The organism is Chryseotalea sp. (assembly GCF_057350905.1).
On record NZ_JBMRCF010000001.1, the window covers coordinates 963,696 to 984,260 of the forward strand.

Below are 20,565 nucleotides of genomic sequence, written 5' to 3' on the forward strand. Positions count from 1 at the left end.
TAGTTTCATTCTATTCCTCCATCTTCTTGTGCTTAACAAGAAATACCACATCAGAAACGTTACCTAAATCTGTTGAATGTTTTTCTTCAAAAAAGCGAGGCTTTATTATAATGTTATGAGCTGTTAAATCTTCTATTATCTCAGACATAATTTCGTGATAGAGGATTATTAAGGTTTGCTCCATAGAAACAAAACCGTAGCGTTGACTTATAGCTTCTAAAGGCAATTTCTTTAGCTCATGCGCAATTTCCTTGCTTAACTTTTCTGAAACTTGTGTTATTCTGTTCTGATTATTCTCATCAAGTATTGGTATAAGTTGTTTACCTTTTTCTCCAATTAATCCATAGTTTTTAAACCGTTTATAAAGGTATGCATCCGTAATCTTTTCGTTTGCAGATATCTTATTAATCAACATGTCGAGAGATTCAGTATCAAGTAGAAGTGATCGTATTGGACCTAACGATTCATTATCCCAATTGATGAAAAGGGTCATATTATTAGTCTTAAAAGAGCTTGTGCCGTACGAATAGGTAGATTTTCTTTCTATCATCCAAAATTCACCATTCCATAGTGTATGCTCCTTGTCGAGTTCTTTCTTCTCAATTAACATTTCACTTTCAAATTGCTTCCATACTTGACCATCCAGAAGATAGGAAAATGTAATTGCAAATGAATATGGATTTAAGCGGTGCTGATTTAGCACCTGAACATATTCAACAAAGGATGGGCGTAGTTTGTTTATAATCACGCTTGCTAGTCGACTTGATTCCTCGTAAAATTGCGTGGCCTCTGCTCCCTTGAGAATAGGAAAGTTAGTTTGTAGTTTTTGCTTATCTACTTTTATTAATCTCCACTTCTTTAGGAGCTCAATTTGGCTTTCACTAAATTTCAAACCTGAGCGTCTCAACTCCTCTACGGTAGCAGACTTTTGGAGTTGCAGAAGTATCTCCCTATTATTCTCCAGTGAAACAATGTGGTCTGGGGTATAGTGATCGACTCCACAGTAACAATGCATTTGATATTCGTTAGTACTAATCTGTGACCATGCATCAAAAGAAATAGATGTGAGAAGCGGTAACAGAACAAGTATACAATTTGAACGTAACAGAGTAGAGAGTGAATAGAAAACAGGGTACAGGTTCATGATAGTCAGAGTGAGCGTAATCCGTTAAATGTGAAGTAAATTTTGTTACTAAAATGGGGTCTACTTTAATTCAGGTAACTGATTCATCAGCATGGCCCTTGTCACTTTATTGAAGTATCCTGGATTATGTCTAGGTTCGAGATAAATGCTGTAGGCTATTTTATTATCTACATTCTGAAGAACGATTAAGGCTGTAGAACTTGCTCCGTCTGTATTGCTTTTAGCCAGCAGCACAAAAAGCACATCGGAACCGTTTAGTTTATGAAACCCACTTTCCATCCATTTATATCCAACGAATTTTTTTGTCAACTCAGAGGGAACCTCCCACAAGCGAAGTCCTCCCCTTGAGTTGTCCCATTTGCGTTTTGTAGAATAAAAGAAAAGTTCACAACCATTACTATGGCTATAGGCCTGAAAGCGGTGGTGCCCCTTACTGAGGGCATATTTATTGTAGGATCGCTTTTTCACTTTCTTAAAACCAGAAGGAACTATTGTAACTTTCTGTTCGTGGTAATGACCTTCTGTACAGAGTGGCAGAGAGTTAGAAAAGCCGGATACTATTGCAAAGGTTAAAAACAATAGAGTAAGCAATAAGTGCGTCAGTTGGGCGGTTCTTTGGCAATTCCTTTCTATAGACGAAGTTTTCAAGCGCGTTAAATTAATTGTCTGATTATTGACCAAAGGTGATACTTACCTATTTAGAGGCAAGTATTTAGCAGTCTATTAAGGGTGTACAAGCATTCAAAGCTCAAGGAGCCCTGTTAAGGGCCTGCTTTTAGATGGTGTACACCTTGTGTACACTATGAAATATAAATGCGTAAGATTTTTTACGAACGTAGCGAAGCATGTCCTTAGATATTTCAATCCTTCCAGAAAAGAGATCTAATCTGGAAAATTGTTAACGGTTGTGACAATAATCTGACAACACTGCCAGTGAAGGTTCATCTACTTTATAATATGATTAAGGACGAAATTGGACTGGTTCATCTTATCATGGCACTACTTGCACTTCTTTCAGGAACGATAGTGCTATTTAAGCGCAAAGCAACAAGATCGCATAAAAGGGTGGGGTATATCTATTGCTTTTCAATGTCAATCACGATTTTAACGGCATTGCTAATCTATCGAGTGTATGGTAAATGGGGGGTATTCCATTATATGGCACTGGTAAGTGGCCTCACCTTGTTGCTTGGTATGCTTCCCCTTGTAATCAAATCGACTAAAAAAACATTAGATCAACATTTCAGATTTATGTTTTGGTCAGTAGGTGGACTATACTGTGCATTTGCTGCTGAGATGATTGTCAGGGTTCCGAAGCTTAGGGAGTTTTTCGCTGACGTATTACCTCACAATTTTTTTCATTATTGTGTATTTGGGACTACCGGAATAGTGATAATCATAGCTGCAATCTTCTTTAGGCGAATGAAGCCACAATGGAATAATTTTGTAGAGAAATATAGTCGTCTTAAGAACTAACCTAAAAATTAGACAATCGTGAATAATGCTCATACAATATTGTTTGTACTCGCTAATCTTTTTTCTGTAATGGCAAATGCACAGAAGACAGTTTACATACGGGTTGAGATACAAAACGTAAAAAACAGGAAGGGAGACATATTAGTTGCTTTATACAATTCTGATAAGACTTTTCTTAAGACGAAATTCAAGGTAGAGAAAGTTTCGGCCAGTTCTAGTGAAGCTTTTGTTCAATTTAATAACCTGGCAAATGGTGAATATGCGATAGCCATTATTCACGATGAAAACAGCGATGGAAAATTCAATTCTAATTTATTAGGTATGCCCTCAGAGGGTTTTGGATTTTCTAATAATGCAAAGGGATTTTTTGGGCCACCTTCTTTTGAAAAGGCTAGATTTACGGTGATCAGCAACGTTACTCAAAAAATAACACTACGCTACTTTTAGCAAGTTCTTTACATTAAACAATTAATTACCGATTCAAAACTACTAAGCACGGCATTAAATACAGCATGCGCTTGTAATCTTGTAAGAAGGTAATTTGGATGAATGCTAGAGTACCTGATAATAACCATTTTTGTCAGAATGCAATGTAAATGACAAATGCTGAACCGAAGGCGGGAACAATCTTGAGAAAGGTGAGGTTTAGGTTAAGTGGTTATAAACATTAGAGATTTTTATGTGCATACATAAACTGGTACTCACAAGTATACTATTTTTAACAGCTTGCGAGTATACTGCAGACAAGAAAGATAAAGGCAAGAGTATGGAAGAAACCAATGTTCATTACAGATCGCTAAAAGTTGATGGCTTGGATATATTTTATCGTGAAGCGGGGAGGAGAGGAGCACCGGTAGTTTTGTTGATGCATGGATTCCCATCGTCATCTTTTATGTATCGCAATTTGATCGAAAAACTAAAACACAAGTTTCATGTAATTGCTCCAGATTACCCAGGATTCGGCTTCAGCAGTTTCCCCCCGCCAGAAGAATTTGAATATAGTTTTGACAAAATCTCCAAGGTGATGGAGCATTTTATTGATGCCTTGCAAATCAAGAAATTCTCGATGTATATTCAGGATTATGGATCCCCCATTGGCCTGCGGTTGGTTGCAAGAAGACCCGAACTACTGCAATGCCTTATTGTGCAAAATGGAAATGCTTATGAAGAGGGTTTGGGTGAACCTTGGGAACCAATAAAAGCTTTCTGGAAGGATCCTATAAATCCTGACAACAGAAAGGCCATTTTGGATTTCTTTGAGTTACCTGTAACAAAGTTTCAATATACTGCAGGTGTAACAGACACCACCTTGATTAGCCCTGAGAGTTATTATTTCGATCAACAATTTTTAGACAGGGCAGGTAGTAAGTCAGTTCAACTTCAACTCATGTTCGACTATCAAAACAATGTGAAGGCTTATCCTGAATGGCAAGCGATGTTTCGTGCAAAACAGCCACCTACACTTGTGGTTTGGGGTGAAAATGATCCATTTTTCACTAAAGCCGGAGCATTGGCCTATGGCCGAGACATTAAGAGTATTGAGTTTGTTTTTTACAAGACGGGGCATTTTGCTTTAGAAGAATACGTGGGAGATATAGCAAAAAGAATAGAGGAGTTTATTGAAAGAAATTTGAAATCATAGTGATCAGTAATTACTGGATCAGTAATGACCGCACCGCTGGACTATTGACGGAGCCTACAGTGAAAAATTTCAAAGAAGCTCAATAATACAGCCGTAGAGAAAAAAGAATCATCTAAACAAATTCAGAATTATAAATTCTTCAACATACTGACGTGGAAGAGGGAGCATCATCCATGACTACGCTTTACTCCAATCCAGTGAAACAGCAAATTGAAATTCTGTTCAGGGAAACAGGGGAGAAGTATATGGAGATTATCGATGCACAGGATTCGTGATGCATCTGGAAGCTGTAACAGGAATGAAAACATCCGTGAACGTTGTTGATATTCTTCAGGTCTCTACATCGTAAAAATACAAACCGCAACGAATAGCTACATCAAACGCTTTTTCAAGAAATAGATTATTGAAGCTCTGATTTGGGGAATCAAGACCATTTTTACTTAGCGTCTACTACATGGTGTGATCGCCAAGTAAGAAGGTAAAATAAACTTGTTAGAAACAATTCAATGATCAACACAATCTTGTTGGGAGCTCATGAGTATTGTTCCGGGTTGAATCGGGGTCATTAATAGCGGTTGACCTTGGCAGCAACGAAAGTTCGATAGTCTGTCCCATGCAGCTGTTGTATCTTGTGCCGGGGAAGCGTAAGTAGGTGGGGCTAAATTCCAATTAAACTATTTAACATAATGTAAATTATATAACTTAAATATGCCTAATGTGTTGATTGTAAGGAAGCTGTCCGTCTACCCAATTCCAGTTCTCAATATAGTGTTAAATAAGGCCTGGTCGCAAGATTAGCGGAACCTTGTGCACCAAATGATGTCTTATTTATGGGTCTTTGCCCTGTTAAAAATAACGTACATCAGGCACCCTGGCGTGAGAAATGCAAGGTTTAATAGCCATGAATTGAAGCAAGAAAAGAAAACCAAACATGATTAAAAACTTGCAAACAAGAATGTAACCAGCGGCACAAAAAATAGAAATTTTGCAAGGAGTGAGGCTTGGCAAAAATCAAGCCTCGCTCCTGTTTAATGATCGTCTTGAAGATCAAAAGCATTCAAGTATTGCTTTAAAAGAGCTTAATTAATTACAGCGTTATTTTCATACAACTATCTCATTTATAATTCTTTATTAACACAGAATATGCCCTAGTTACATATAAACAAACCAAAGCTGACTCAAGCAAGTGCACCATCCATTTGTTAAGTTTTCAAACAGTATTACTATTTTAGTTGAAATTTACTCGTGAAGCACTTCATTCTCCTATTTATAATCCTTGTATCCTGCAATGAGGCAGATACATATCTACACCATTCTTCTGAGCTTGCGATAAATGATAAATTCTTTTCAGGAAAGGTTCAGTTTCAAAAGTTAACAAGCAGCCTGGGATTTAAAGTCATTTTAAAGGATTCCACCGAAGAAGTGATCGACCAAACAATCTTTAGGTATGCACCATATCAATTTGATACAGCTGACGTAGATAGAGATGGAACAACTGACATAATCATTGGATTGATTAAAGCAACTGAGTTTGATCCTATTGAGAAAAAACGCCTCTTTATTCTTCGTATTGACAATGGACATTTACGCCCTCTTTGGCTTGGATCAAAAGTATGCCAGGAATTGGTGCATTTTAAAAGTAGCGATGATGGCATTATTCAAACCATCGAAAAGAATGCTAACAACCGGTATTCTATTGGTGATTACTACTGGGAGAGCTTTGGTTTAACCTTAAGAAATTACTCACATACTGAAATCACATTTGATGACGCGCTTCAACGCTTTAAACATGAGAATTAATTCAATTTTACTCGGAATGCTAAGTTCTTTCTTGCTTATGCATTGTGCTACCAAAAAGAGCGATGAAAAGCCTGCTAGCGAAGTGTCTTCTGCCCTACCCTATGAAGTGTCTGAAGATAAAGTATCATTGACAAGCTATTATCAACTTGAGCACATCAAAGAGTGGTACCCGGAAAGAATCTTACCACCTGTCTTTGATTATTCTATGGATATTTCAAAAAAGTCAGTTGTTGAACTTTGGTTGCTGCGCAACGAAATATTTGCGCGAAACGGGCACTTGTTTGAAGACGCTGTTTTGAGAGGCTACTTTAACCAGTTTAAATGGTATCAACCTATTTTTGATGTTCCTGAATTTAAAGCTCAGTTAAATAAACAAGAGCAGGATTTTGTTAATAAAGTAATCTCACGCGAGAACGAGTTAAAAAATGATCGTTATATAAAGTCTGGAAACTATAGCATGATTAAGATGGATCATGTTTACAATCAAATGCAGTTTAAGGAAATACCCTCCGAATTGAACCAACTCCTTTCAAGAAATAATTTTGCAATTGTCCCGGCCCAACATGAACAATTGTTCCATGTTTATGATAAGAACCATTACCAATATGTTCCACACTTCATAACAACTGATCTTTATTTACAAGTCTTACATAAGCATTTCAGTTCCCTTCTTCAAAAGATTGAAGAAGATAAATTTTCTCCTCTTCTATCTGAGCTCCTGAAGAATGCCTTGCAAGAATCGCTTCAATTTGAAAAGAAAACCAACGATGCCCAACTAAAAAAAGCAGCAGAATGGTCAACTACCTATTTGGCTATTGCCTATAATTTGATTTCAGGTAAACCTCAGCGCGTTTCAGATGAAATGAGTCAGTTTTATAGGGATGAAACCGAAAGGATTTTAAATGCTAATGGGACTGGATCTGAATTTTTGAACAGTAGGGTACTTCAGTACTCGCAATTTAAACCGAGGGGCAATTATACAAAGACCCCCGAACTTGAAAATTATTTCCGTTGTGTGAAATGGTTGAATACAGCACCCATTTACATCAAAGATGACGAACGGTTCTTGTCTGCCTTACTCCTTGCCACCTATATCAAAAATTCTGCGCAGCAACTTCAATCATTTCAAACTTTTAATGACGCGATGAAATTCATCGTTGGTGATGAAGATAATCTTTCCCTGGCTCATTTGATCAGCTTTATTAAGCCGGAAGAAGCAAAAGATCCTGCCCTGCTTAATGATCCTGTTAAATTAAAGGATTTGAGAGAAAAGCTTGCCGCACTTGATGTAGATAAAATTAAACGCCAAAGTGGCGATAAAACTACAAGTGAGGAACTTTCACAAGCATCCATCCTATTCACAGCGGGGCGTTACACTTTCGATGCAGAGATTTTAAGTAAACTAATTCACGTTTTGCAACCGAAACCACGCAGACCCTTTCCGAAAGGGCTTGATGTATTTGCAACTTTTGGAAGTAAAGAAGCTGAAAGTATCCTCATCAACGAATACAAAGAAGATAAGCAATGGGATGGATACTCAAACTCATTGTCAAAACTTAAGAACCAATTTGCAGTCTACACCGATTGGGACAGAAATATCTATACCAAAACGTTTGAAGCAATAAATGCTCTCCACACAAACAATAGCGACTATCCGCTTTTTATGAAAACACCATCATGGGAAAGAAAAAACCTCAATACCTCGCTGGCAGCCTGGACAGAATTAAAGCATGACATGCTGCTGTATGCGGAACAACCTTATGCCGCACAAGCCGGACAAGGCGGTGGCCCCCCTCCTCCTCAGCATTTGAGTTACGTAGAACCTAATATTACATTCTGGAAAAAGGCGCTGGAGCTTGTTGACCTTCAGGAAAAGACATTGACAAAAATGAATTTATTGGGTGAAGATGTTCGTAGAATAAATGAAGACCTGAAGGAAATCGGAAATTTGCTTCTAAGGGTTAGCGAAAAAGAATTGGCGCAAGAGCAGGTTACTGATGAGGAGTTTGATTACCTCAACTGGTTGGGCGGACGTATCGAATATCTCACATTCAGAATTTTCAATTCAGATCACTTACCGGAAAAAGAAAGATTGGTGGCACTAGTTGCTGATGTATATCAATACAATGGAGAGTACCTTGAAGAAGCCGTTGGTATGGTGGATGAAATTTATGTGGTGACAGAGATTAATGGTAAACCGTACCTTACGAAGGGAGCAGTTTTCAGTTATTATGAATTTAATAGTGAGCAACCACTCTCGGATGAAAAATGGCAAAAACAATTATTATCCGGCAAAGAGATTAAGCGCCCTATTTGGATGAATGACATTACAGTAAAAACAAGATCGTTAGAGTCTAAGCCTGAGTATAGCTTTTAAGGGAACTGCTCATCCCTGGTTCGTGTCCTCACGAAACAGTGTTTATCTTATTCAAACCTGCATCGGCACTTAATAAATAATCCGGCTAGGCACACACACTTGCAAGCATTCAAGATCCGCTAATAAAGGGTAATAACTGTTTATACAATTGTTTTGTGTCCTCACCTACCAAGGCTTGTACTTTAAAAGCTCTTAATTGATAGCAAGAAGTTAACCTCTATAACCCACTCATTTATAATAGTTTAATTAGCTAATGACATACCTTGCCTTATTTATACTTCGTTCAAACTTGGCTCGAGTAAGTGCACGGCTTACCAAGCTAAGGTCTTCAGTAAACTTCGTACCTTCCTGAACCTGACGGCTTACAATAGTTGATCAATTCTTTTCCGAGAGTCTTCTGTTTAAGATGTTAAGCTACGGGTATTGATCAAGAGGCATTGAAAGCCCGGAGATCTTGGGATTAAAATTTTTTCATATGAAATTCATTGTAGTCGTTCTGCTTTTCACCTGCTACACACTTACGTCTATACAAGCCCAACCGCTTGTTGGCGCCCCTACACCTACTGTAGCGAGTACTAACGTCATGTCAGTTTTCAGTGGTGCCTATGCGAATGCTTCAGGAACTGACTTTAATCCAAACTGGGGACAAAGTACGCAAGTGACCCAGCTAGATATTGCCGGTAATAAAACGCTGAGGTATACCAATCTAAATTATCAAGGTATGCAATTTGCCAGTGGCTTGAATGTGACTGGCATGGCGCTGTTGCATGTAGATTTTTGGACTGCTAATTCCACTGCACTAAGTGTTTACATCATCAGTCCTGGTCCGGTTGAAAAGCCCTATGCCTTGCCCATCAGTCAGAATCAATGGGTAAGTGTTGATATCCCCTTGTCCTTCTTCACTAACCCTACAGTTGATTTAAGTAATGTTATTCAATTTAAGTTTGAAGGTAACGGCACTGTTTACCTGGACAATCTCTATTTCAGCACCACAAGCGTTGGTGTTACGAAAAATTACAACTTAGTGTGGTCCGATGAATTTTCAGGCACCGGTGCTCCCGATGCTAATTATTGGTTCAGGCAAACACAATTCCCGATAAACGGCACTTGGTTTGGTGGCGAAGAGCAACACTACACGAACAGACTCGAGAACTCCTATGTGGCAGATGGCTACTTAAATATCGTAGCTAAAAAGGAAAGTTATACCGATCAGGGCTTTACTAAAAATTATACATCAACGCGTTTAAACTCCAAGTACGCATTTACCTATTGTCGTGTGGATGTACGTGCCAAGATAGCTCCAGGAGCCGGTACCTTACCCGCCATTTGGCTCTTGGGGAAAAACATTAGCGAAACCGGTGCATACTTTGCGAGCGAGTTTGGTACCACTGTTTGGCCGGCAACAGGTGAGATTGATATTATGGAGCATTGGGGAAGCAACCCTGATGTAATTCATAGCTCTGTGCATACGCCTTCCAGTTTTGGTGGCACTATCCACACCAATACCACCACTGTATCGCAAGTGACCAGCACCTTCCATGTCTACTCACTGATTTGGGATGTAAACCAACTACAGTTTTTAATAGATGATGTGCCCACCTATACTTACAACCCCGCAGTAAAGAATGCGAGCACCTGGCCTTTTGACAAGCCTCAATATCTCTTGCTTAATATTGCCTTGGGTGGTGGTATTGGACCTGTCGACCCAGGCTTTACACAATCCACGATGGTGATTGATTATGTTCGCATTTATCAAGAAGGTGTTTCGAGTCAACAAATAACATTCCCCGCTATAGCAGATAAACTTGCAGGCGGGCCAGCCTTTACCTTAGCCGCCACTGCTTCTTCAGGTTTACCGGTAAGTTATAGAAGGCCTTCCAATAATATTACACTTTCAGGCAATCAAGTAAATCCCATCTCTGCTGGTCGTGCTACGATCACCGCTGATCAAGTGGGCAATGCGTCCTTCGCTGCTGCAGCCATTGTAGAAAGGTCTTTTTGCATTAATCCAGTAAAACCATCCATTACGATTACTAATCCCAATAGTAAACCGATTACCCTCACCTCGAGTACGGCTACCGGTAACCAATGGTTCTTCAATGGTAATGTGATGGAGAATGAAACATCTGCCACGCTGATAACGGATGAAGCGGGTGTGTATACTGTTCAGGTTACAGTAGATGATTGTGCCAGTGACATGTCTGAAGAAACTGTGTTAGTCATTACAGGAGAAGAAGGTGTTAACATAGATAGGGTCGCTGTTTTTCCAAATCCAGCTGATGACTATGTTGAGATTGCCGGCTTGCAGCATAAGAAAGTTCAAGCACAGCTTTCAGATGTAACAGGCAAAACGAGTGGTATTGTGTTTGAACAAGGTAAAAATGGTTTACACGCTAATATTCAGTCCTTACCGCAAGGAATTTATCTGATTAAACTTGCAGCGGATGGTAAGTGCTATCACTTCAAGCTCATAAAAAAGTAAGGGACTGAATTGCGTAATCATTGGTTCGTGAAGACACCAACCAATGCGTGTATCTTTGGTATATAAGTCCTTTACAGTTAAAACTTATCATATTTTGCAAATACGGATCTTGTCATTTCATTTTGCGCAAGGCATTTTGAAAGTCAGCTTCTGATATACGATACTTATCTTCTTGACTTGTATAATCGTAGTCAAGAATTATTTTCCAGGTACTTCCTTTTCGCTCACTCACTACCAGAAATTTTCCATAAATGAACTTGGGGGTCTCCCCTGCTTTTCCATAGGTGTACCGATAATAACCCTGATCCGAAACAAGAGATTTTGAAACAATTCGCGATTCGAAAGCAAATTCAATTTTCGCTTCGATCTTACGTTCTTTCAAGCTTGCAAATGTTTTTTCATTTCTCTCGAAATACGCTTTCCCAATTTGCACAATTCCGGTGAAATCATTTGAAATTCTCAAGACATCCTTCGCATGTACTTTTGTGTAGGCCGTATTATCTCCTTTCTGTAAGGCAAGTATAAATGGTTGCCAAACCTGAGTATCTACTGCATGCAAAATTTCTCTTACTGTATTAGGGTCATCTATGTTGGTGCTGATTTGCTGTGCGTTTACCTTTACGACATAGCACGAAGCAACAACTAAGAAGGATAATAGTATTTTTTTCATAACCATTAGGATTACTTTTTCTCAGATGAATTTAATTCCCACAGCACATTTATTATTTTCCACTCTCCTTCAACTTTAACGAGGTGCATGTAATCAATCCATTCTTCCATATAGGCTTTCACGGTGGCTGTCTCGCGATTAATGTCCAGAATGTGTATTGCTCTTTTAAGTGTTGTTCTGTCCCGATCTTTTAAATAGTTACTGGCATTTCTTGTTCCTTGCACTAAAGCGAGTGCGCTTAACTCATGATACCGCATCTTGCCTTCTTTAGTAGGTACATAGGCGCGTTTAGCCAGCATGGGATGAAGGGCTTTTTCCATACGCCCAGCATCGGCATGATAATACCCATCTACGTAGTCAAGTGCTGTGTTGACAATAGCGAGTGAATCTTGCTGACGTAAGTTTTGTGAAGTGCCTTCAAGTGAAAACAAGCATGCGGAAATAAGAAGAATTAATTTTTGCATAGTGGTAACGTTTTGTGTTATAAAATTTTGATAAATATTTATTGATTATTTCTTCGGGTCATAAGGAAATGAATCCTTGCCATAAGCGGTCGGTTCAGGTAATTCAACTAAGGCTCTTTTAATAATTCCCCGTGCTGTGGTAATGCCATCCAATTCGGTATAGACAACACCATCCTTACCCGAGTGATGTCCTCTGCCTGCCAGTGCAAAAGCAAAAACCTTAGTTGTGCTGTTCTTTGTCACCAGCGCCTCATAGAGCAGGGAGGGCTGTCCCGGTTTACCATTACCGGAATAGACTGGATCTTCTGGAAAGCGATCGCTAGCATAGTATTCGTTCCAGTCAAAAGATTGGTTGATTTCTAACCTCACACGATACACATCAGGCAAAACTTGAGGTGTTTTAGTTTCAAGCCTAAAATCAGTGGTAAGTGTAGCACCAGAGTAAGCATCAGGAATCACATCCTGACCACTAGGTATATAGTTGCCTTTTGCTGATAGCTTACCATATTTGTGAGACCAGATCGGTAAGGCTTCAGGGCGCTCACGATCACCCTTGCTTTCAGGCTCAGCCAGAAACTGATCTTTTCCATCTATCGTAACAACCTTAACATAAAAGTTATTCTTGGCAAGCTTTTCTGTTACATACAGCGTTTGCAGGTAATTACCCAGTGTATCTTCAATCCAGATAGCATAAGTGGGCCATCTGAAATAAGGGCCTTTCAAAACTTCTACCACCAGCGCATCTCCGGCTTCATTTTCATTTTTGTGGTGAACCACTATGTTGTGTGATTCAGTTGATGTTGCTCCCTCCTGTGCCAGTCGAAAAGCCGTGCCCCATTCGTATAGAGTTCGCATAGGGGGTAGTTGCAAATAGGTAGCGACTGTCAATGCAGTCATCAACGCAAGAATCAAAGCAAATTTTCGATTGAAGGGACTGCTCCCGCTTTTACCAACCGTGGCGTATGATTTAATGGCTCTGAAGTTGTTAAACAGATGAAATCCACAAAACAATAAGAACAGCAAACCGAAGATCAGGTGTAGTAAAGCTGTTGTATTAGTGTGAGGCATAAAAAACATCAGCAGACCAGTACATGCCATAACAAGCAGGGTGAAGAGTAGCAAGGAACTAATAATAGATCTTAACATGGCAGGAATTTTTCTTGCTTAACGCGAAGCCTTTTCTGTAGATGTAAGCGAAGCTCAGATAGCTGTTTGTCTACTGCCAAAAGCCCGCTTCGCCTTGCCAATGTTTTTTACAGGGTTAAATTTGCTGTTGGCAGGGTGCCTTGAATCTGAACCTGATGATTTGCGTTACTGGACCTAGCCACAATTAACTAATAAAGGGAGTAATGAATAAAATCTGGAACCTGGCCATGCCTTTGCTCTTATGGTGCCTCTATTGGATTGGCTTGAGTTTTTTATTTGGCTATGCAAATGGCAGGGTAACCTGGGAACTGGTGACGAGGGCTTTTGAGATGATCATACTTATACCTGCGGTGTATTACAATACCAGGATCATTACCCCAAAATTTTTATACCGGCAGGAGTATCTTTACTATGCACTCTTCACCCTGGCTATCGTAGTGGTCTTAGTGTTTTATAATTCGCTGATCTGGTATTCGGTGGCACCCTGGATTACCAATAGCCCAACCACTGTAAATTCCTTCTGGGACTTGCTGAAGCCCTACTACTTATTTATTTGTTTAATTGATGTGGTCTTAGCCTGGTCAATTGCAACTGGCTATGCCTTGCTGGCGAGCCGCCATCATGAGGAGCAGGAAATGATACAGCGCAAGAATCAACTCCTTCAGGCTGAGCTACGGCATTTGAAAGCACAAATTCAACCACACTTTTTTTTTAATACACTAAACAATATCTATGCTCTCAGCCTTGAAAATTCAACAAAAGTTTCAAATGCTATTCTTCAGCTTTCTGCTATGATGGAATACCTGCTGCACGATAGCACGGAGGATCGACAAGCCCTGCGCAGGGAGCTTGACTTTTTACAAAATTACGTGAACCTGGAACTACTCAGATTCAGGTATCCTCAGCAAATCAACTATGAAGTAAGGGGATCAATCAACGATAAAGTAATACCACCCTTACTTTTTCTTCCCTTGATAGAGAATGCCTTTAAGCATGTGGATCGATCTGTTCCTCACTACTTTATTTCGATTCTGATAGAGGTGCAGGAGCATGCTGTTACTTGTCTGGTGCGGAACAATTTTAGGGCCTCTGCAGAAAGAAAGGGCTTTGGTTTGGAAAACTTAAAAAAGCGATTGATCTTACTTTATGGATCTGAAAACCTATATCATTTATCCACCACGATAAGCGACACCACTTACGAGTCAAGCTTGCAAATCCCATTTTACCAACATGATTAAATGCCTGATTGTGGATGATGAACCCCTGGCACTGAATGTGCTTAGAAATTACATTGAACAAGTAAGTTATTTGCAACTCATTGGAGAGTGTGAAAATGCCTTAAATGCACAGACAATCCTGCAACAACAGTCCATTGATTTACTGTTCACTGACATTAACATGCCGCTATTATCGGGGATGGATTTCATCAGAACCCTTCCGCATCCACCTCAGGTAATTTTTACAACAGCATACCGGGAATATGCCCACCAGGCTTTTGATTTGAACGCCCTTGATTACCTTGTAAAGCCCATCAGCTTTACACGATTTCTCGCTGCCGTAAATAAGTATAAAGCCACTACAACAGACAACACACCGCTGCAACCGTTCGACAGCAAGAATCCTGAGTACTTATGGATCAAGTTTGATAAGAAAACAATTAAGGTACACCTGCAGGAAATTCTTTTTATTGAAAGCAAGAACGACCATGTGCTTATTCATACACGAAATGCTACCTACAAATATTATGAGACCTTACAGAACATAGAAGGACATCTTAAACCCTGGGCATTTTTACGCATACACCGATCTTTTCTGGTCAATATCAAATTAATTACCGCTTTCTCTTCCACAGAGGTAGTGGTGGCGCATCACACCTTACAAATTGGTAGAAACTATAAACAACAGGTAGTTGACAAACTAAGTAAGCAGACAGAGTAGGAACTCGCTCTCTTTGCTTCATCCTTACAAACAATTGCCTCTGATAATGTCATCCGCCTTATAAGACACGCCTGGTAGTTAAGCAGGGTGGATTTCAGTCTTCCTAAAATGAACTTTCTCTAAAATTTTGTCATAATAAAACCTATATTAGCCAAGGCTCTCAAAAAAAGCTGATGAAACAAATGAACAGACTTGCCCTTATATCCGTGATTAGCCTCTTTTGTTTGGGATGTTCCCCTGCCAGAGAGCAAAAAGAGGTTGACCTCAATGGAATTTTTGAACAATTCGCAAAGGAAAATTATGCGCTCAACCCGCTCGTGGCAACACAAAATAATGTGCACGACTTTAACGATCAACTAGCGATCGATATCAGCGAAGCGCATCAGGAAAAAGCCATAGCACTGAACAAGCGATACCTGGATACGCTCAAAACAATTCAGTATGATAGTCTTACGCAATCTGAAAAACTGAGTGTGGATGTTCTACAATACCAATTGACCATCAGCAATGAACGCTTAATGAATCGATATGCATCGTATACGCCTGTTGATCAATTTGTTTTCAGCTTTCCACAACGGTTTGCCGTGTTGGGTTCAGGAGCAGGCTATATTCCTTTTAACAATGAGCAGGATTACAGAAACTTCATCAATCGGATGGAGTCATTTCCGAATTGGATTGATCAGTCCATTCGTAACATGCAAAGTGGATTGGAGTTGAACTATACAAACCCCAAGGCCAGCATGGAAAAGGTACCGGCACAGCTAAAACCACTGTTTGAAGCAGCCCTTGAGGACCATATTTTTTATAAGCCGCTCCAAAATCTGCCCGAAACCATCGACAGTGCTGCGCGCTTAAAACTACTCGCGGATTATGCCAAGGCTATTGAAACGCATATTAAACCAGCTTACAAAAAACTAAATGATTTTCTGGTGGACACCTATATTCCTAACACGCGCACCAGCACCGGCTTGCTGGATAAAAACAATGGAGAAACCGAGTATGCTTACTGGTTAAAGTACTACACCACATCAGACATTACGGGTGATCAAATTTTTGATTTAGGACTTCAGGAAGTGGCGCGGATTCGTACTGAAATGGATTCAATTAAAAAATTGACAGGCTTTAAGGGCGATTTGCAGGCATTCTTTCAATACATCAAAACTAATCCCAAATTTTTTCCATTTAAAACAGAAGAGGAAGTGTTGGATCGCTACCGTAGTTTTGAAGCGCGCATGGAACCTGAATTACAACGTCTCTTTAATCTCCGTCCCAAGGCCTCATTTGTAGTAAAAGCTACTGAGAAATTCAGAGAGGCAGGTGCCAATGCACAATACATGCAACCCTCCAGAGATGGTAAACGTCCCGGTATATTCTATGAAGTAGTTCGCGACCCGTTGACGTACAACTATTTTGCCATGGAAAGTCTTTATATACACGAAGCTATACCTGGCCATCATTACCAAGTGGCTATTCAACAGGAGGCTGATATTCCTGAATTTAGAAAATCATATTGGACCAGTGCTTTTGGTGAAGGTTGGGCCTTGTATGCCGAAAGTTTAGGAACTGAATTAGGCATGTACACCGACCCCTATCAATACATGGGCAGACTTAATAATGAAATTGAAAGAGCCGTTCGCTTAGTGGTAGATGCCGGTATGCACCATAAAGGTTGGACACGAGAGAAAGCCATTGCTTATGTATTAGAGAATCAACCTGTGTCAGAAACAGAAGCCATACAGCGCATTGAGCGCTACATGGTTACGCCCGGGCAGGCTGTGAGTTATAAGGTGGGAGAATTGAAAATTCTTGCCTTGCGTGAAAAGGCTAAACAACAATTGGGAGATAAGTTTGACATTCGGGCGTTTCACGATAAGGTATTAGAGAATGGATGCCTACCCCTATCCATTTTAGAGCGAGAGATTGATACCTGGCTTGCTGGCGTGAAAATGTGAGGCCCTAGTTTTGGTTCGCACGAGGCCGCGCTTACGTCATTCAAAAATCACTCACGATTTATTGAATAGATTCCCAGTCTTGGTTCGTGTCCCCACGAACCAAGTTATCCTTCTACCTAAACCAACTCCTATATTGTTCAGACAAATTCTGCGAAAAAAATCACGGAAGATCTATGCGATGTTTGTGCCACATCAGCAGCAATGAAGGTTAGATACCTATCCAAGCAGTAGCTGAAGAAATCATTGAGCTGTGATTTATACTTGTGCAGAATTTATTATACTACATTTCGATATGCTCATTCTGCCTTCAATATCTTCACCGGACTGATAAGTGCAGCTTTGATGGCCTGGTAACTAATAGTAACCAAGGCTATACCTGTGGCGATGCCACCAGCCAAGGCAAATATCCACCAACTCAAATCCATATGGTAGGCGTATTCTTCCAACCACTGATGGGCGCCCCACCAGGCTATGGGAAAGGCAACACAACATGCGATGAGTACTAGCTTCACAAAATCTTTGGAGAGCAAGGCGATCAGGCCCGCCACACTGGCACCCAGCACCTTTCGCATGCCAATTTCCTTCTGACGCTGCTCTGCCGAATAAGTGGCTAAACCGAAAAGACCTAAACAGGCAATGAATACACTGGCAAGCGCTACCCAACTGAGAATGGTTTGACTGCGCTGGTCTTCCTTATAAAACATGGCGAGTTGGTCATCTAGAAAATGATATTCAAATGGTTCGTTTTCATCGTTGGCCACCATAATGGCTTTTAGTTTTTTCAGTGTGCCTTGTATATCGTGCGAAGCAATGCGCACAGAGTAATAATCGATAGGGTGAATCGGATTATCATAATAGCTAAGGATCAAGGGTTGAATCTTATCGCGTAAGGATTGGAAATGGAAGTCCTTAACAATGCCTACTACGCGCGGTTTGAAGGATGCGTTTGGATCCTCGTAAATTGGCGTGAAAAAATTATTACGTGCAATCAGGGGAATATCCACCACCTGATCAGACACTTCTGTAATGCCCAGCATCTTTGCTGCCGTTTCGTTGATGAGGATAGCTGTCGTGTCGTTGTCGTTTTGGAAGTTCCTTCCTTTCAGCAATTCAATCTCGTAAGTGGTAAGAAAATCTGTATCAACCCCAATAGCGTAGGCTACCTGATGTTCATTTTCACTTCCCTCCTGTTTTAACTTAACCCTGCGTATTGTTTTCCATTCACCTGGCACACGCGAGCTTACTGAAACATGCTGCACAGCCGGTACTTTTTGCATCTCACTTTTTATCCATTCAAAATTCGAACGTGCTTTGCCTACATTCACATCAATTACCAGCATTAGGTTCTTATCAAATCCAAGGTCTGAGTTGTGCAGGTAGCGCACTTGCATGAGCAGCACAATGGTTCCAATAATCATCACCGTAGAAAGGGTGAACTGAAACACCACTAAAACTTTTCGGAGCACAAAATCGCTATCACGCTTAATTTTTAAACCCTTTAGCAAAGCAACGGGGTTGAAACCGGAGAGCAGCGTAGCGGCATAACCACCTGAAACGATACCAACGCCAAGGATTAAGGCCCCTGCAATAGCCCAAAAGTGCAGACCAGTCGTTGTGAAAATGCTAAGCTCTTTGTTTACAAAATTATTAAAGGGTGGAAGCAGCAGGCAAACAATTAACACTGCTACTAAGAACGAGATCAGCGTTGTAATGAGTGATTCCACAAGGAATTGACGGATGAGGTTTCCGCGCACTGCTCCGATAGCTTTGCGCACGCCAATTTCCTTGATGCGACTGGAGGCGCGCGCTGTAGTGAGGTTGGTATAATTAATACCCGCAATCAACAATACAAAAATTCCAATAAAAGAAAAGATACTAACATACATCGGGTTACCCTGTGGAATACTATCCACATTGGAATTTCGTGCGCCATCGATAATGCCTTCAGAACGCAAGTGTACATCAAGCAATGGTTGCAGGCTGAGTGACCATGTCCATCCTGGCTCAAGTGATGCATTGTCGAGTACGAACTCTGTCAACTTAGCAGAAACTGCATCAGGATCTGACTGCGGCTGAAGCAGCGCATACACAGTAAAACTGGTTGATGTCCAATCACTGCTTGCCTCGCGTTGAAAATCTTCATCGCTGTACTGTGTTGACTCAGACATTAAACTGGTAAAATTGAAAGTGGAATTATGCGGGTGACTTTTTAAAATACCTGTAATTTTTAGCGGAGTTTGCAAAAAGCTAAACTGCAGGTACTTGTTGATTACATCAGTTCTACTGAAGATGCGCATGGCAAGGTCTTCCGTAATCACAATAGAGTTGGGTTCTTTCAGTGCTGTTTTACGATCACCTTCCATGAGCGGGAAGTCAAAAACCTGTAGAAAAAATTCATCGGCCACCGTAATCGTTTCCTGCACGTTAACAGGATTCTCAGGGTCTACCAGATTTGCTCTTCCCCAGCGTTGCATGCGGGTAGTCATTTCTACGTCCGGAATGGCGCGCTTTGATTCTTGTGCAAGCATATAACCAGCAGCAGCCACATTGGTTGCTCCGTTATTAGCATTATTCTCGTGGGTAATAACGCGGTAAATTCTGTCACCCTTCAGGTGCTGATTGTCGAAAGTAAGTTCATCGTACACATACAAACCGATCAGCAAGAAGCAAACGATGCCAAATGTAAGCCCTACCACATTTAGGGTAGCGTACAACTTGTTTTTCAAAAGGCTTCGCCAGCCCATGGTAACATAACTTTTAATCATACCGGTATTGGTTAAAGGTTGGTGTAGATCGGCTGAGCGGATGATGCCCGGCCGGAAGAGAAAGAGTATATCTTTAAACAGCATTAGATTGGCACGTGTCCTTCCTGACTCGGCCTCCCGTCTTTCGTAAAGTTCCAGTAAATCACCTTCGATGTCAGCATGATACTCAGGTTTACAAAAACCTTTTAGCCAACGCAACAGGAAGCCCGGTGCCTCTGATTTTTTCATGCTGAATATTTTAATTTCAATACCATGCTAGGCATTGCATTCCAAAGTTCATCGCGTGTTTCTTTGGCGTGTGTGAGTGCTTTCTTTCCGTATGCGGTAATCTCAAAAAAAAGTTTGGGCCGCCCTCGTCTGCTTTCTGATGATTCGCCTTGTTTCGATTTGAGAAAGCCCTTGGCCTCAAGCCTGCGCAAGGTAATTTGTAAGGCACCAATGCTTACATCGCGTTTAAGCCTTTGTTCTATATCATCTTTAATGGTTACCCCGTAGGCATTGCCATGCAGCACCCCTACTGTCAGCAGCACCACTTCCTCAAATTCACCAAGTTGGATTTTTTTCATAAATAATACTATTACGTAGTAATAATACTGGAGGTTGTATAAAATTCCTACTTTGTAGTAAAATATTTTCTAAATTCTCTTTTCTTGAGAATTATTGTGGAATTGCACACTGTTTAGTTCAATTTTTGGACATTAAGGATTAA

At 40.4% G+C, this 20,565-nt stretch carries 17 protein-coding genes; 10 read left to right on the forward strand and 7 right to left on the reverse strand.

The window, feature by feature from the left end; all coding sequences use genetic code 11:
- Window positions 1-10 precede the first annotated feature (10 nt).
- Together ACO1XM_RS04255 and ACO1XM_RS04260 are read right to left on the reverse strand one after the other, a co-directional pair.
- Window positions 11-892 (reverse strand): hypothetical protein, encoded by an 882-nt coding sequence (locus ACO1XM_RS04255; RefSeq protein ID WP_486226155.1) that lies wholly within the window; start codon window positions 890-892, stop codon window positions 11-13.
- Between the two features lie 312 nt (window positions 893-1,204).
- Window positions 1,205-1,612 (reverse strand): hypothetical protein, encoded by a 408-nt coding sequence (locus ACO1XM_RS04260; RefSeq protein WP_486226157.1) that lies wholly within the window; start codon window positions 1,610-1,612, stop codon window positions 1,205-1,207.
- Window positions 1,613-2,101: 489 nt separating this feature from the next.
- On the opposite strand from ACO1XM_RS04260, the gene ACO1XM_RS04265 reads away from it, so the two are divergent.
- The 7 genes from ACO1XM_RS04265 (at window position 2,102) to ACO1XM_RS04295 (ending at window position 10,921) form a co-directional block, all read left to right on the forward strand.
- Window positions 2,102-2,620, forward strand: a complete 519-nt coding sequence (locus ACO1XM_RS04265; RefSeq protein ID WP_486226159.1) for a DUF2306 domain-containing protein — start codon at window positions 2,102-2,104, stop codon at window positions 2,618-2,620.
- An 18-nt stretch (window positions 2,621-2,638) separates the two neighbouring features.
- Window positions 2,639-3,067, forward strand: coding sequence for a DUF2141 domain-containing protein (locus ACO1XM_RS04270; RefSeq protein ID WP_486226161.1), 429 nt, complete (start codon window positions 2,639-2,641; stop codon window positions 3,065-3,067).
- Window positions 3,068-3,299: 232 nt separating this feature from the next.
- Window positions 3,300-4,262 (forward strand): alpha/beta fold hydrolase, encoded by a 963-nt coding sequence (locus ACO1XM_RS04275; RefSeq protein ID WP_486226163.1) that lies wholly within the window; start codon window positions 3,300-3,302, stop codon window positions 4,260-4,262.
- A 152-nt stretch (window positions 4,263-4,414) separates the two neighbouring features.
- Window positions 4,415-4,537: a hypothetical protein gene (locus tag ACO1XM_RS04280; RefSeq protein WP_486226165.1), complete on the forward strand. Its 123-nt coding sequence runs from the start codon at window positions 4,415-4,417 to the stop codon at window positions 4,535-4,537.
- Window positions 4,538-5,507: 970 nt separating this feature from the next.
- Window positions 5,508-6,062, forward strand: a complete 555-nt coding sequence (locus tag ACO1XM_RS04285; RefSeq protein WP_486226167.1) for a hypothetical protein — start codon at window positions 5,508-5,510, stop codon at window positions 6,060-6,062.
- Complete coding sequence (locus ACO1XM_RS04290) at window positions 6,052-8,439, forward strand: DUF3160 domain-containing protein (RefSeq protein ID WP_486226169.1); 2,388 nt, start codon at window positions 6,052-6,054, stop codon at window positions 8,437-8,439. Before ACO1XM_RS04285 ends, ACO1XM_RS04290 begins: the two co-directional genes overlap by 11 nt.
- 475 nt (window positions 8,440-8,914) lie before the next feature.
- A complete protein-coding gene (locus ACO1XM_RS04295; RefSeq protein ID WP_486226171.1) occupies window positions 8,915-10,921 on the forward strand; it encodes a family 16 glycosylhydrolase in 2,007 nt (668 codons plus the stop codon).
- 112 nt (window positions 10,922-11,033) lie between these two features.
- Here ACO1XM_RS04295 and ACO1XM_RS04300 read toward each other — a convergent pair whose 3' ends face one another.
- The 3 genes from ACO1XM_RS04300 to ACO1XM_RS04310 are packed head-to-tail and all read right to left on the reverse strand — an operon-like array spanning window position 11,034 to window position 13,201.
- A complete protein-coding gene (locus ACO1XM_RS04300; RefSeq protein ID WP_486226173.1) occupies window positions 11,034-11,591 on the reverse strand; it encodes a hypothetical protein in 558 nt (185 codons plus the stop codon).
- Window positions 11,592-11,602: 11 nt separating this feature from the next.
- Window positions 11,603-12,055 (reverse strand): nuclear transport factor 2 family protein, encoded by a 453-nt coding sequence (locus tag ACO1XM_RS04305; protein WP_486226175.1) that lies wholly within the window; start codon window positions 12,053-12,055, stop codon window positions 11,603-11,605.
- A 45-nt stretch (window positions 12,056-12,100) separates the two neighbouring features.
- Complete coding sequence (locus ACO1XM_RS04310) at window positions 12,101-13,201, reverse strand: hypothetical protein (RefSeq protein WP_486226177.1); 1,101 nt, start codon at window positions 13,199-13,201, stop codon at window positions 12,101-12,103.
- 203 nt (window positions 13,202-13,404) lie between these two features.
- On the opposite strand from ACO1XM_RS04310, the gene ACO1XM_RS04315 reads away from it, so the two are divergent.
- From ACO1XM_RS04315 to ACO1XM_RS04325, 3 genes are all read left to right on the forward strand, one after another.
- Window positions 13,405-14,439, forward strand: a complete 1,035-nt coding sequence (locus tag ACO1XM_RS04315) for a sensor histidine kinase (protein WP_486226179.1) — start codon at window positions 13,405-13,407, stop codon at window positions 14,437-14,439.
- Complete coding sequence (locus ACO1XM_RS04320; protein WP_486226181.1) at window positions 14,432-15,139, forward strand: LytR/AlgR family response regulator transcription factor; 708 nt, start codon at window positions 14,432-14,434, stop codon at window positions 15,137-15,139. The genes ACO1XM_RS04315 and ACO1XM_RS04320 overlap by 8 nt, the downstream gene beginning before the upstream one ends.
- Before the next feature lie 182 nt (window positions 15,140-15,321).
- A complete protein-coding gene (locus ACO1XM_RS04325) occupies window positions 15,322-17,091 on the forward strand; it encodes a DUF885 domain-containing protein (RefSeq protein ID WP_486226183.1) in 1,770 nt (589 codons plus the stop codon).
- Window positions 17,092-17,387: 296 nt separating this feature from the next.
- Here ACO1XM_RS04325 and ACO1XM_RS04330 read toward each other — a convergent pair whose 3' ends face one another.
- The gene (locus ACO1XM_RS04330; protein ID WP_486226185.1) at window positions 17,388-20,084 is read right to left on the reverse strand and encodes an ABC transporter permease; all 2,697 of its coding nucleotides are present in this window, start codon (window positions 20,082-20,084) and stop codon (window positions 17,388-17,390) included.
- Window positions 20,081-20,422 (reverse strand): PadR family transcriptional regulator, encoded by a 342-nt coding sequence (locus ACO1XM_RS04335; protein WP_486226187.1) that lies wholly within the window; start codon window positions 20,420-20,422, stop codon window positions 20,081-20,083. Before ACO1XM_RS04335 ends, ACO1XM_RS04330 begins: the two co-directional genes overlap by 4 nt.
- Window positions 20,423-20,565: the final 143 nt, after the last annotated feature.

Excerpts from the sequence above, each read along its gene's own strand:
- ACO1XM_RS04295 (WP_486226171.1), top strand. The coding sequence starts at position 8,915 with ATGAAATTCATTGTAGTCGTTCTGCTTTTCACCTGCTACACACTTACG.
- ACO1XM_RS04325 (WP_486226183.1), top strand. The coding sequence starts at position 15,322 with ATGAACAGACTTGCCCTTATATCCGTGATTAGCCTCTTTTGTTTGGGA.
- ACO1XM_RS04275 (WP_486226163.1), top strand. The coding sequence starts at position 3,300 with ATGTGCATACATAAACTGGTACTCACAAGTATACTATTTTTAACAGCT.
- ACO1XM_RS04310 (WP_486226177.1), bottom strand. The coding sequence starts at position 13,201 with ATGTTAAGATCTATTATTAGTTCCTTGCTACTCTTCACCCTGCTTGTT.
- ACO1XM_RS04315 (WP_486226179.1), top strand. The coding sequence starts at position 13,405 with ATGAATAAAATCTGGAACCTGGCCATGCCTTTGCTCTTATGGTGCCTC.
- ACO1XM_RS04265 (WP_486226159.1), top strand. The coding sequence starts at position 2,102 with ATGATTAAGGACGAAATTGGACTGGTTCATCTTATCATGGCACTACTT.
- ACO1XM_RS04305 (WP_486226175.1), bottom strand. The coding sequence starts at position 12,055 with ATGCAAAAATTAATTCTTCTTATTTCCGCATGCTTGTTTTCACTTGAA.
- ACO1XM_RS04330 (WP_486226185.1), bottom strand. The coding sequence starts at position 20,084 with ATGAAAAAATCAGAGGCACCGGGCTTCCTGTTGCGTTGGCTAAAAGGT.
- ACO1XM_RS04320 (WP_486226181.1), top strand. The coding sequence starts at position 14,432 with ATGATTAAATGCCTGATTGTGGATGATGAACCCCTGGCACTGAATGTG.
- ACO1XM_RS04290 (WP_486226169.1), top strand. The coding sequence starts at position 6,052 with ATGAGAATTAATTCAATTTTACTCGGAATGCTAAGTTCTTTCTTGCTT.
- ACO1XM_RS04300 (WP_486226173.1), bottom strand. The coding sequence starts at position 11,591 with ATGAAAAAAATACTATTATCCTTCTTAGTTGTTGCTTCGTGCTATGTC.
- ACO1XM_RS04335 (WP_486226187.1), bottom strand. The coding sequence starts at position 20,422 with ATGAAAAAAATCCAACTTGGTGAATTTGAGGAAGTGGTGCTGCTGACA.